Annotated in this window: 10 protein-coding genes; 5 read left to right on the top strand and 5 right to left on the bottom strand. The window is 66.2% G+C overall.

Going from position 1 to position 12,843, the window contains the following annotated elements; all coding sequences use genetic code 11:
• Window positions 1-12: 12 nt before the first annotated feature.
• Window positions 13-483: an NUDIX hydrolase gene (locus ACNJ7K_RS13890; protein WP_120279784.1), complete on the top strand. Its 471-nt coding sequence runs from the start codon at window positions 13-15 to the stop codon at window positions 481-483.
• Here ACNJ7K_RS13890 and ACNJ7K_RS13885 read toward each other — a convergent pair.
• The 5 genes from ACNJ7K_RS13885 to ACNJ7K_RS13865 all read right to left on the bottom strand — a co-directional run bounded on the left by ACNJ7K_RS13885 (window position 477) and on the right by ACNJ7K_RS13865 (window position 7,968).
• Window positions 477-3,713 carry an arabinosyltransferase domain-containing protein gene (locus ACNJ7K_RS13885; protein WP_487041814.1) on the bottom strand — a complete coding sequence of 1,079 codons (3,237 nt, stop codon included), beginning with the start codon at window positions 3,711-3,713 and terminating at the stop codon, window positions 477-479. The two genes, ACNJ7K_RS13890 and ACNJ7K_RS13885, sit on opposite strands and share 7 nt — an antisense overlap.
• Before the next feature lie 158 nt (window positions 3,714-3,871).
• On the bottom strand, window positions 3,872-4,873 hold the full coding sequence (nrdF, locus tag ACNJ7K_RS13880) for a class 1b ribonucleoside-diphosphate reductase subunit beta (protein WP_026061338.1): 1,002 nt from the start codon (window positions 4,871-4,873) through the stop codon (window positions 3,872-3,874).
• Between the two features lie 52 nt (window positions 4,874-4,925).
• Window positions 4,926-7,007 (bottom strand): class 1b ribonucleoside-diphosphate reductase subunit alpha, encoded by a 2,082-nt coding sequence (nrdE, locus tag ACNJ7K_RS13875; protein ID WP_230789070.1) that lies wholly within the window; start codon window positions 7,005-7,007, stop codon window positions 4,926-4,928.
• Between the two features lie 167 nt (window positions 7,008-7,174).
• A complete protein-coding gene (gene nrdI, locus ACNJ7K_RS13870) occupies window positions 7,175-7,627 on the bottom strand; it encodes a class Ib ribonucleoside-diphosphate reductase assembly flavoprotein NrdI (protein WP_106199297.1) in 453 nt (150 codons plus the stop codon).
• 110 nt (window positions 7,628-7,737) lie between these two features.
• Window positions 7,738-7,968 (bottom strand): redoxin NrdH, encoded by a 231-nt coding sequence (locus ACNJ7K_RS13865; protein ID WP_006550390.1) that lies wholly within the window; start codon window positions 7,966-7,968, stop codon window positions 7,738-7,740.
• A gap of 393 nt (window positions 7,969-8,361) precedes the next feature.
• Here ACNJ7K_RS13865 and ACNJ7K_RS13860 point away from each other — a divergent pair, with 393 nt between their 5' ends.
• From ACNJ7K_RS13860 to ACNJ7K_RS13845, 4 genes are read left to right on the top strand one after another with little or no spacing between them, the layout of a single operon-like run.
• Window positions 8,362-9,321, top strand: coding sequence for a glycoside hydrolase family 26 protein (locus ACNJ7K_RS13860; RefSeq protein ID WP_106201496.1), 960 nt, complete (start codon window positions 8,362-8,364; stop codon window positions 9,319-9,321).
• Window positions 9,318-10,553, top strand: coding sequence for a PP2C family protein-serine/threonine phosphatase (locus tag ACNJ7K_RS13855; protein ID WP_106199295.1), 1,236 nt, complete (start codon window positions 9,318-9,320; stop codon window positions 10,551-10,553). Before ACNJ7K_RS13860 ends, ACNJ7K_RS13855 begins: the two co-directional genes overlap by 4 nt.
• The gene (locus ACNJ7K_RS13850; protein ID WP_159417935.1) at window positions 10,550-12,505 is read left to right on the top strand and encodes a glycosyltransferase; all 1,956 of its coding nucleotides are present in this window, start codon (window positions 10,550-10,552) and stop codon (window positions 12,503-12,505) included. The genes ACNJ7K_RS13855 and ACNJ7K_RS13850 overlap by 4 nt, the downstream gene beginning before the upstream one ends.
• Window positions 12,502-12,837 carry an STAS domain-containing protein gene (locus tag ACNJ7K_RS13845; RefSeq protein ID WP_106199293.1) on the top strand — a complete coding sequence of 112 codons (336 nt, stop codon included), beginning with the start codon at window positions 12,502-12,504 and terminating at the stop codon, window positions 12,835-12,837. Before ACNJ7K_RS13850 ends, ACNJ7K_RS13845 begins: the two co-directional genes overlap by 4 nt.
• Window positions 12,838-12,843 lie beyond the last annotated feature (6 nt).

Genomic DNA, 12,843 nt, shown 5'->3' with positions numbered 1-12,843 from the left:
AGAAACGAGGGCGTGCCGATACCCGATTTCGTCGTCCAGCTCCGCTCACACGTAGGAACCGCTCCCCTGTGGCTGCCGGGGGTGAGCGCGATCGTCACGGACGACGACCGCGTCCTGCTCACCCGCCGCGCCGACAACGGCATGTGGGCCGTGGTGTCCGGCATCCTCGAACCCGGTGAGGAGCCCGCCGTCGCCGCGGTTCGGGAGGTGCTCGAGGAAACGGGTGTCGCCGCCGAGATCGTGCGGCTGACGAGCGTGGACGTCACCGCACCGATCACCTATCCCAACGGCGACGTCGCGCAGTACCTCGACGTGTGTTTCCTGCTCCGCGCGACCGGCGGGGATGCACGCGTCGCCGACGACGAGAACCTCGAGGTGGCGTGGTTCGCGCCGGACGACCTTCCCGAGCCGCTCACCGAGACGTCGCGTCTGCGGCTCGGGAAGGCCCTCGCCGGTCGTGCGGAGGCGTGGTTCCGTCAGTAGGCGGTGTTGATCGGAGCGGGGCTCCACAGACCGCTGCGCGTGACCGTGGCGGTGTCGAGCTCCGCGGTCTCCGTCGACGGATCGATCGGTGTGTACTGCTCGATCGCTCCCCAGTCGCGGTCCCAGTCGTGATCGAGATACGACGGGATCGTGCGGGCCCGCAACAACTGGTCGGTCCAACCGAGAGGACCGCCACCGTTGTGGTCCTGCCACAGATCCGTGGAAATGGCACCGATCCGGTCCGGCAGGATCCGGTACTCGGGGATCTCGGCAATGCCGTTGCGGTGCACCATCTGCCGCTGGCACGGGAAGTTGAGACCGACAGCCCAGTCCAGCAGGACCGGTGTGTCGCTCCCGACGACCTGCTGCAGGGTCTGCGTCTGCGGCACGCGCGGCGGGGTGAACGCCAGCCACTGTTCGGGCGCGAGGTCGTTGTCGGAGGCGACGATCCGCACCGCGTCGACCTCGCCCGGCAGTGTGTCCATCGGGACACGCAGATTCCTCCACGAGGGCGACGGACCGATGTCGATCGGCAACGCCCGTCCCAGCGCGGTCACGCTGCCGTCGGCCGCGGTGGTCCCGTATTCGAGTTCGAGTCGCTGACCGTAGGTTTCGGTACCGTCGGCGTCGACGGAGAAGATCCGGCCGGCCGCGGCGATGGTGACGAGATCCCCGCGCGATCCGGTCGCGTCGGGCTCGGGCAACCGGAACCAGGCACTCGTGACGTCACCGAGCGACGATCCGTGGCTGCCCAGCACCGGTGTGGTCGCCGGATCGAGGCCGAACGGCAATGCGACGGTGCTGCCGTTGATTCCGACTCTGCCGGTACCGCCGCCGGTGCCACCGGTACCGCCGGTCGAGGTCTGGTCGTCGTTCGTGTCGACGGTGTTGGCGGTGCCGGCCGAAGCCGAGTCGTCGTCCGGGGTCAGATCGAGCGCGACACCGCCCGGCGTGAACCCGTCCCCTCCCCCGGCATCGAGAGCGGAGGCCGCGTCGGCGCCGATGGGGGTGAGCAACGAAGCGTTCGGGTTCGTTTCGAGCAACACGTCGTTCGCGAGTGCGCACGAGTTGCCGGTGAGCGTGTCGACGTTGGACCGTGCCACCGAATAACCCGGGTACTGCGAGATCGCGCCCTTGGCCAGTGACAGCACCTCGAACAGCACCATCGCTGCGGCGGCGACAGTCAACGGCGGCGCCGCCCACAACCGCGACGGGGTGTCGGTGCGGGTGGACGCGACGGGGTGGATGTGCCACCACGCGGCGAGCAGCAACGCGACGACGGTCACGGCGAAGAAGACGGTGGAGAAACCGAATCCGGCGACCGACGGCGGCTTGTCCCACCACGGAACCCCGTAGCTCGAGACGTACCACCAGCCGTTGGGGCCGATGAACGACATGGTCACCACGAACGACACCGCCGCGGCGAACAGGGCGCGGTTGCGTCGCGAACGCAGCACCGCGGGCCCGGTGGCCACGGCGGCGAGCATCGCCACCGCGGCGGCCAGACCGGCGTAGATACCGAAGTGGTGGGTCCACTTGGTGGGCGCGAACATCATCAGCACCAGCGCCCCGAGGGTGATGCCGACGATGCGGCGGGACGGCCCCTGCGCGGTGCCGGGGATGTGCCCACCGCGGCGCAGCATCGCCACGATCGCCACCGCCAGGCACAGCACCAGGGTGAAGACCGCGAACCTGCGGGCCAGCGAGCCGTCCACGGTGATCTGCAGCAGGTACTGGTAGCGCAGATACTCCTGGAACCACGGCACGTTCGGGCCGACGCCGTGCACGTGCTGCATCTCCAGCACCGCCGCGAGGGTCTGGTCGGCGAAGACCGGCACCAGGATCACCAGTCCGGCCGCGATCATCGGCACGAGAACCGGCAGCCATCCCAGGGTCTGCGCACGCCGATGGAGGATGCGGGCGATCGGGCGGGCACCGGCGATCAGCGCAGCGAAACAGATGATGCCCGACGGTCCCGCGGTCACGGTGAGCGCGGCGACGAGGATCGCGGCCGCCGCGGGCAGCAGACGCCGGGTGGCGATCGCGCGTTCGACCGAGCACCAGGTGAGCACGACGCCCGTCGCGACGATCGGTTCGGGGCGCAGACCGTTGTTGAGCGGCAGCCAGAACGCCAGGAAGACCAGCGCCCCGGTCCACAACGGAAGCCGGTTGCGGCGTAGCGCGACGCCGAGCCGTGGAGCGACCTCGCGGCTGAGCACCCACCAGCACAGGATTCCGGCGGTCAGTGCCGGTAACCGCATCCAGATGCTCGCCGTCGAGACCTGGGTCATCAGGGCCAGAACGTCGTAGAAGGGGGTGCCGAAGGGTGCTTCGGGCACACCGAACCACCGGAAGTAGTTCGCCATGTACCCGGCCTCGCCCGCGGCACGGGCCATCCCGAGCTGGTAACCGTCGTCGGCGGTGTTCGCCCCGATGACGTGCCAGACGAGCAACGTTCCGACGACCAGCGCATCGATGCGGGTGAACGACCACCACGACGCCGGCAACAGGCGGCGGTGGCGACGACCGTCGGCGCGGTCGAACCGGGCCAGTGTCCACAGCGCGAGTGCCGTGGCCACCACCGCGACGATCATCGCGACGATCTTCAGCACCGTCGGCGACGTCGTGAAGCGGGTGTCGACGGTCGCGGTGACCGAGACGCCGTCGAGTGCGGGACCGGGCAGGTCGGTGAAGATGCCGACCAGCTGGGGTCGCAGGTCGCGGTCGAAGGTCCGCTCCCCCGACGCCGCGGCCGAGCCGGTGATCGCCGCGACGGTGCGTTCGGAGTTCGAGGACAGGGTGACCGAGCAGTCCCCGGACAGGTCGTCCACCGGTGCCGAGGCGAGCAGCGTGTTGCGGGAGATCACCTCGAACATCGCCGGCCCGTCGTCACCGGCCGCCTGGACACGGGCGATCAGCCCGTAGCGCTCGCGGTCGGGGGCTCCTGCGGGAAGTGTGGAGAAGACGGTGCCGCCGTCCGGCAGCGCGTCGCGCACGGACCGGCACTCGATCGTGGCGTCGAGGTCGACCGGTGCGTAGGACACCAGCGGCGCCGAGATGCCGGCATTGCTCCCGCTCTGCGGCCAGTCGATGGTCGCAGTGGTCTGCGTCACGGGCAGGAACGGCATCGCGATGGATGCGGCAATCCCCACGACGGCGGCGAGCACCGCCCACAGACGGGTCCGCTGCTCGACCGACCGCCCGCCCGACGGCGCGCGTTCGGTTGTCACCGGCCGAGGCGAGCCCGACGCTTCTCTTGTCTCGGTCACGAGGAGCGATGCTATCGGGGACGGGCCGGGCCGCGAAAAGCACGCGATCCCGCACACGGGCGCTCCTGCGCCGGTGTGCGGGATCGATGCGTTCGGGCCGGTGACGGAGAACGTCTACGTCAGAAGTCCCAGTCCTCGTCTTCCGTGACGACGGCCTTGCCGATCACATAGGAGCTGCCGGAGCCCGAGAAGAAGTCGTGGTTCTCGTCGGCGTTCGGCGACAGCGCCGACAGGATGGCCGGGTTGACGTCCGTCTCGTCCTTCGGGAACAGCGCCTCGTAGCCGAGGTTCATCAGCGCCTTGTTCGCGTTGTAGCGCAGGAACTTCTTGACGTCCTCGGTGAGCCCGACCTGGTCGTAGAGGTCGGCCGTGTAGTGGGTCTCGTTGTCGTACAGCTCGAAGAGCAGTTCGAAGACCCAGTCCTTGAGTTCGTCGCGCTCGGCCTGCGTGATCGTCTCGAGGCCGCGCTGGTACTTGTAGCCGATGTAGTAGCCGTGGACGGCCTCGTCACGGATGATCAGGCGGATCATGTCGGCGGTGTTGGTGAGCTTGGCCCGCGACGACCAGTACATCGGCAGGTAGAAGCCCGAGTAGAACAGGAACGACTCGAGCAGTGTCGAGGCGGCCTTGCGCTTGAGCGGGTCGTCGCCCTTGTAGTAGTCGAGGATGATCTGCGCCTTGCGCTGCAGGTGCTCGTTCTCCTCCGACCACCGGAAGGCGTCGTCGATCTGGCGGCTCGAGCACAGTGTCGAGAAGATCTGCGAGTAGCTCTTCGCGTGCACCGACTCCATGAACGCGATGTTCGTCAGCACCGCTTCCTCGTGCGGGGTGACCGCATCGGGAATGAGTGAGACCGCACCGACCGTGCCCTGGATGGTGTCGAGCAGCGTCAGGCCCGTGAAGACCCGCATCGTCAGTTCCTGCTCGTATTCGGTGAGCGTTCCCCACGACTGGATGTCGTTGGAGACGGGCACCTTCTCCGGGAGCCAGAAGTTGCCGGTGAGGCGATCCCAGACCTCGGCGTCCTTGTCGTCGGGGACGCGGTTCCAGTTGATCGCGGAGACGCGATCGATGAGTTTGACGCGCACGCCGTCGGCCGGCGAGTGTGCTGCTGCAGTCATCGGTTACCTACCTGAATTGTGTGCTGGTGCAAGGACTGTCGTGGAGAACGGATCACAGCATGCAGGAGACGCAGTTCTCCACCTCGGTGCCCTCGAGCGCCATCTGCCGCAGGCGGATGTAGTACAGGGTCTTGATTCCCTTGCGCCACGCGTAGATCTGGGCCTTGTTCACGTCGCGGGTGGTGACGGTGTCCTTGAAGAACAGCGTCAGCGACAGCCCCTGGTCGACGTGCTGCGTCGCGGCAGCGTAGGTGTCGATGATCTTCTCGTAGCCGATCTCGTAGGCATCCTGGAAGTACTCGAGATTCTCGTTCGTCATGTAGGGCGCCGGGTAGTAGACACGCCCGATCTTGCCCTCCTTGCGGATCTCGATCTTCGACGCGACCGGGTGGATCGAGCTCGTCGAGTGGTTGATGTACGAGATCGAACCGGTGGGCGGAACCGCCTGCAGGTTCTGGTTGTAGATGCCGTGCTTCTGCACGGACTCCTTCAGCTCGCGCCAGTCCTGCTGCGTGGGGATCGCGATGTTCGACTCGGTGAACAGCTGACGGACCCGCTCGGTGGCCGGCTCCCACACCTGATCGGTGTACTTGTCGAAGAACTCACCCGAGGCGTACTTCGACTCCGGGAAGCCCTTGAAGTACGAGCCGCGCTCGATCGCGATCTTGTTCGACGCACGCAGGGCGTGGAACAGCACGGTGTAGAAGTAGATGTTCGTGAAGTCGACGCCTTCTTCGGACCCGTAGAAGATGTGCTCCCGGGCGAGGAAGCCGTGCAGGTTCATCTGGCCGAGGCCGATGGCGTGGGATTCGTTGTTGCCCCGCTCGATCGACGGCACCGACGAGATCGTCGTCTGGTCGGAGACGGCCGTCAGGCCGCGGATGGCGACCTCGATGGTCTGCGCGAAGTCGGGCGAGTCCATCGTCTTCGCGATGTTCAGCGAGCCGAGGTTGCACGAGATGTCCTTGCCCACATGGCTGTAGGACAGGTCGTCGTTGAACTCAGAGGGGGTCGAGACCTGCAGGATCTCCGAGCACAGGTTCGAGTGCGTGATCTTTCCGGCGATCGGGTTGGCCCGGTTCACCGTGTCCTCGAACATGACGTAGGGGTAGCCCGACTCGAACTGCAACTCGGCGACGGTCTGGAAGAACTCGCGCGCCTTGATCTTCGACTTGCGGATGCGCTTGTCGTCGACCATCTCGTAGTACTTCTCGGTGACGTCGATGTCGGCGAAGGGCTTGCCGTAGACGCGCTCGACGTCGTACGGCGAGAACAGATACATGTCCTCGTTCTTCTTCGCCAGCTCGAACGTGATGTCGGGGATGACGACGCCCAGCGAGAGGGTCTTGATGCGGATCTTCTCGTCGGCGTTCTCACGCTTGGTGTCGAGGAAACGGTAGATGTCGGGGTGGTGCGCGTGCAGGTAGACCGCACCGGCACCCTGACGGGCACCGAGCTGGTTGGCGTAGGAGAAGGAGTCCTCGAGCAGCTTCATGATCGGGATGACGCCGGAGGACTGGTTCTCGATCTTCTTGATCGGGGCGCCGTGCTCACGAATGTTGCTGAGCAGCAGGGCGACACCGCCACCGCGCTTGGACAGCTGCAGTGCGGAGTTGATGGAGCGGCCGATCGACTCCATGTTGTCCTCGATGCGGAGCAGGAAGCACGAGACGGGCTCGCCGCGCTGCTTCTTGCCCGAGTTGAGGAAGGTCGGGGTGGCCGGCTGGAAACGACCGGAGATGATCTCGTCGACGAGGTGACGGGCGAGGATCTCGTCGCCGTCGGCCAGCGTCAGTGCGACCATGCACACGCGGTCCTCGAAGCGCTCGAGGTAACGCTTGCCGTCGAACGTCTTGAGCGTGTACGAGGTGTAGTACTTGAACGCACCGAGGAAGGTCGGGAACCGGAACTTCTTCGAATACGCATGGTCGAACAGCGATTTGACGAACGCACGCGAGTACTTCTCGAGCACCTCGTGCTCGTAGTAGTTCTCCTCGACGAGGTAGTCGAGCTTCTCGTCGAGGTTGTGGAAGAAGACCGTGTTCTGGTTGACGTGCTGCAGGAAGTACTGGCGGGCGGCGGCCACATCCTTGTCGAACTGGATCTCGCCGTTGGGGCCGTACAGATTCAACATCGCGTTGAGCGCGTGGTAGTCGAGATCCTTGATCGAATCGTCGAGGTGTGCGCTCGTGGCGGGAGCGGGATCGGTAATGGTCACAGTGCTGTCCCCACTTGTCGGAGTTAGGAAACGGCCGCGCAGTCACGTCCGCGACGCGCGTCGAATACGGATACGGATGTGGCTCAGGCGTTCTGGAGAACGGACTCCCAGAATCGGGCGAGACCGTCGCGGACACGCTCGACGTCGTCGGTCGTGCCCATCAACTCGAACCGGTACAGATACGGCACCTTGCACTTGCGCGAGACGATGTCTCCCGCGAAACAGTACGAGTCGCCGAAGTTGGTGTTACCCGCCGCGATGACACCGCGGATCAGGCCCCGATTGTGCTCGTTGTTGAGGAATCGGATGACCTGTTTGGGAACGTAGCGGGTATCACGGCCCGTGGCGGTCGTCCCGCCACCGTAGGTCGGCACGATCAGCACGTACGGATCGTGGACCTCGAAATTCCCCTCACGATCGTGCAGCGGGATACGGCTGGCCGGAATCCCGAGTTTCTGCACGAATCGGTGGGTGTTCTCGGATGTACTCGAGAAGTACACCAGCGATGTTCCCGGGATCGACCCCAGCGAAGCCATCGGTAGTCACCACTCTTCATTCGATTGCGAAGACCGGCCCGAGGCGGACACGGAAGAACACGTCCGCCCGGAGACGACGACGATCGGGCCGCCGCGAACGCGGCCCGGGCTCAGGCAGCGACGGTGAGCGCCTTGATTCGGTCGGGGCGGAAGCCCGACCAGTGGTCGTCGCCGGCGACGACGACGGGCGCCTGGAGGTATCCCAGCGCCATGACGTAGTCGCGGGCCTCGGGGTTCTCACTGATGTCGACGACGTCGTACTCGATGCCGGCCTTGTCGAGGGCGCGGTAGGTGGCGGTGCACTGGACGCAGGCAGGCTTGGTGTAGACGGTGATGTTCATGAATGCCCCTTTTCCGACGGCCGTGGGCGGCCTGACGACTGACTGCTGTGCGTTACCCGGAAGCCCACTCATCCGTCCGATCCCGCTTCCCCGAGAGATCGTCGGCACTTGTGGCCCTCCAGCGGTCTAGACACTACACCTTGTGTCCGTCGGATACACAGAACCCAGGATGTTGTGACTTACAAAGGTGATATTCCCAGGTCGCGACCCTCCCTCCACGGCGTTTCGGGCGTGTCTCGGCGTGTCGCCGCAGCGCGTCCGAGAGAGACCTCGAGCACAGTGTGGCGGGCACCACCGACAACTTCGCGAGGTCACCGCGAGAACACCCTCCGGAGGGCCTGCGCGGGGAGCTCCGGGCGGGAAGAATGACTCCTCGTGCACCCGGTTCGCGCGATGCTTGCCGCACTGCTGGCACTGTCCCTGTGCGCCGCCTGTGACTCGCGCCGTGAGTGCGAACCGATCTCCGCCCCGCTCGACGAGACGAGCACCGCGTGTCCCCGCTTCGGCATCAGCACCCCCGGCGGCCCGGTGGCCGTCGACGAGTACCGCGCGGTCACCGGGGCGGTCGGCACCGCCCCCGGCGCGGTGCTGTGGTTCGTCGACTTCCTCTCCCCGCCACCCCTCGGGGCCCTCGACATCGTGCGCGCCTCGGGCGCCGACCCGATCGTCACGTGGGAGCCCTGGTTGCAGCGCGACGACGGGACGTACGACCGGACGTCGATCTCGATGACCGACATCGCCGCGGGGATCCACGACGACCATCTCTACCGATGGGCGGACGAGCTCGCCGCCTGGGACGGGACCGTGTTCCTGCGCTTCGCGCACGAGCCGAACGGGGACTGGTACCCCTGGGGTCCCGCCGGCGGTACCTCAGCGGAGACCTACGTCGCGGCGTGGCGGCATGTGCACGACCTGTTCGCCTCCAAGGGAGCCGTCAACGTGCGCTGGATCTGGACGGTCAACGTCCCGCACGAGGGCAGCAGCCCCATCGCCCCCCTGTATCCGGGCGACGGTTACGTCGATGTCATCGGGGTCGACGGCTACAACTGGGGCACCACCCGGCAGTGGAGTCGCTGGCAGTCCCCCGAGGATCTGTTCGGACCGACCTTCGACGAGCTCGGTCGGCTCGCCCCGGAGCGTCCAGTCGCAGTCACCGAGGTCGCGAGCGCGGAGGCCGGTGGGTCGAAGCCGGACTGGATCCGGGATCTGGTGGCTTACTTGGACAGTCACCCCGCGGTGACGACGTTCGTGTGGTTCCATCACAACAAGGAAACCGACTGGCGCCTGACCAGCACGGCCGAGTGCGCGGCGGCCCTGGACGACGCTCTGCACAGGAGACACACCGCACGATGACATCCGAGGCGCCGCTGCTCCCCGACCATCTCGAGGGCGAGCGCATGCGCGACGTCGAGCGGCTCGAGCTGCTCGACACCCCTCACGAGGAGCGCTTCGACAAAATCACCCGCATGGCGTGCCGCGTGTTCGGCGTCCCCATGGCGTCGGTGTCGCTGATGGACCACGACCGGCAGTGGTTCAAGTCGATCCTCGGACTGCAACTCTCCGAAGTTCCTCGCGAGAGGACGGTGTGCCGCACCACCATCGCGCGGGCGTACGAGCGGCCGGACGACCCCGCACTCGTCCTTCCCGATGCCGCAACCGATCCCGCCTTCATGGACATCCCCGGTATCGGTGGTGAGGGTGGGATCCGGTTCTACGCCGGTTATCCCCTGTTCGGCCCCACCGGTCACCCCGTGGGCACCTTCTGCATCTATGACACCGAGGAGAGGAGCCTCGATCCGGATCAGCTCGACACATTCGCGGAGCTGGCCGAGTGGGCTCAACGCGAACTCGATCGTTCCGACGAACTCGAGCGGGCCGCCGAGATCCAGCGGCAACTCCTGCCCCGGCCGCTCCCGGATCTTCCCGGTTACGGGATCGCCACGGTGTGCCTGCCCGCCTACATGGTGGGCGGCGATTTCTTCGACCACTACCGACTCCGCGACGGGGTCGTGATCACCGTCGCCGACGTCATGGGCAAAGGACTCGGTGCTGCGATACTGTCGTCGGCCGTACGTTCCTCGCTGCGCGGGGTCGGAAGAGTCTTCGACCGGTTCGGGCGGCCGGAAGGTGTCCTCGAGACCGGATTGGCGCTGTCGGTCGCCGCGGAACACCTCGCGGAGGACTTCGAGCACACCGGGACGTTCGTCACCGCCTTCGTCGCCGCGATCGACTTCTCGACGGGGCACATCGAGTTCGCCGATGCCGGCCACGGTCTGGCCGCGATCCGGCGTGCCGACGGCGAGGTCGAACCGCTCCACGGCGGCGGCCCTCCGCTCGGGATACTCCCCGAGACCACGTGGATATCGGCAACCGCGCAGCTGAATCCGGGCGACACTCTCGTGGTCTGCTCGGACGGTCTCCTCGACCTGCTCGACGAGCAGAGCGACCCTGCGGCACTGTGCCGATTCGTTGCGGCTCATACCACCCCGGAGGCACTGGTGGACGCTGCGCAAGCCTTGACGGAGAGCGAACCACCGCTCGACGACGTCACGGTCGTCGCGATACGACGGAACGAGGTGTTGTGAACGCCGTCACGAAAGAGGGCTACCCGTCCCCGTTCCTGCGTGTCCTCATCGTCCTCACGGTCGTCGTCGGTCTGAACTACATCGTCTGGCGCTGGTTGTTCTCGGTGAATTGGGACGCCTGGTGGATCGCGGTGCCACTGGTGCTTGCCGAGACATACAGCCTGATCGACTCCTTGCTCTTCGCCTTGACGATGTGGCGGCTGAGGAGACGCCCCGAGCCGCCGGCGGCACCCGAAGGGATGACGGTCGACGTCTTCATTACCACCTACAACGAACCCGTCGACCTGGTGCTGCGCACCGCCGCAGCAGCAAAGCGGATCCGCTATCCGCACCGGACGTGGATCCTCGACGACGGAGCCCGGCCCGAACTCGCCGCGGCCGCAGCCGAACTCGGTGTCGACTACATGACACGCTCGGCGAGCTGGACGAACAAGCCCCGTCATGCCAAGGCCGGCAATCTCATCAACGCCCTGCTGCACTCCGACGGCGAGTTCCTGTTGATCCTCGACGCCGACCAGGTGCCCGAACCCGAGATCCTCGACCGCACACTCGGATACTTCACCGACGAGAGCATGGCGCTGGTCCAGACCCCGCAGTACTTCACCAATGTCCCCGACTCCGATCCACTCGGCAGTCAGGCCCCGTTGTTCTACGGCCCGATCCAGCAGGGCAAGGACGGCTGGAACGCGGCCTTCTTCTGCGGGTCCAACGCGATCCTCCGACGTGAAGCACTCATGCAGCTCGGCATCGCCGGCTACGTCCAGGCCGTCGAGGACGGTGTGGAACGCACCCTGCGTACCGCCGGAAAGGTGGTCGATCGCGCGCGCCGGAAAGTGCCCGCCGATCAGCCCGATGTGGCCGCGGCACTCGACTCGGTGCGCCGTGCCGTGCGCACGGCACGCAGCGAACTCCGGACCGGTGTGGCACTCGCCGACGTCACCTTCCGCTTCCAGCAGACGGTCGACGCCGCTGCACGCAGCATCGTCGACGCCGACTTCGGTGGTATCCGCGCCGATCTCGAGGAGATCGCCGCGCTCGACGCACACGGTACCGACGCGCTCACCATCGACGACACCGTGCTCGAACGCCTGGCCGATCGCGAATGGTCGCCGCTCGGTGCGCTCGAATCGATCCGCGCGATGATCCGCGCGGTCGACGTCGACCGCGCGGAGGAGGCCGAACCGATGCTCGCGTTGGCGACCATCTCCGTGACCGAGGACATGGCCACCTCGATGCGCCTGCACGGCGCCGGCTGGAAGTCCGTCTACCACCACGAGATCCTGGCCTACGGGCTGGCCCCGGAGGATCCGAAGACGATGGTCACCCAACGACTTCGCTGGGCGCAGGGCACGATCCAGGTGATGCTCCGGGAGAACCCGCTCGTCCAGAAGGGCATGACCGTCGCGCAGCGCCTGATGTACTGGTCGACGATGTGGAGTTATCTCTCCGGATTCGCAGCCCTCGCCTATTTCGCGGCGCCGGTGATCTATCTCGTCTTCGGAGTCCTGCCGGTCGAGGCGTTCAGCCTCGACTTCTTCGCGCGACTCGTCCCGTTCCTCATCCTGAGTCAGTTGTTGTTCTTCATCGTGGGCCGCGGGACGCCGACCTGGCGTGGCCAGCAGTACAGCCTCGCCTTGTTCCCGGTGTGGATCAGGGCGTGTTGGACCGCCTTCCTCAACGTGTATTTCGACAAGCCGCTGGACTTCGCGGTCACTCCGAAGACGCGCCAAGGGGGCGAGGGTGTCCCGTGGTATCTGTTCCGGCAGCAGCTGCTCGTCATGGCGCTGTTGGTGGTCGCAGCGATCATCGGCACCGTGCGGTTGTTCCTCGGCGATATCTCGGTGCTGGGAGTCACCGCGAACCTCGTCTGGGTCGTGTTCGACCTGTTCATTCTCTCGGTGGTGATCCAAGCGGCTCGCTACCGTGGACCCGAAAGCAAAGGAGATCGATGAGCCACTACGAAACCCGCCAGGTGGGAACGAGCACCGTCGTGCAGCCCACGGGCCGCCTGAACATGGTTGCGGCACCGCGCCTTCGCGAGCAGCTACATGGTCTCGTCGAGAACGGATCCAGCCGGCTCGTGGTGGATCTCAGCCGGACCGACTTCATCGACTCCTCCGGTCTCGGCGCACTCGTCTCCGGGTTGAAGGCCGCCCGTCAGGCGGGCGGCGACCTGCGGATCGCCGCACCGACCGCCCAGGTACAGAGCGTCCTCGCGCTCACCCGGCTCGACCGGGTGCTGACGACACACGATTCCGCGGACACGGCGTTCGATGGCGACTGACCGGCC

The sequence above is a fragment of the Rhodococcus shunpengi genome (genome assembly GCF_048381395.1).
Classification (GTDB): domain Bacteria; phylum Actinomycetota; class Actinomycetes; order Mycobacteriales; family Mycobacteriaceae; genus Rhodococcus.
Note: the sequence above shows the minus strand (reverse complement) of the source record. Positions and strands in the feature narration are given on the sequence as shown.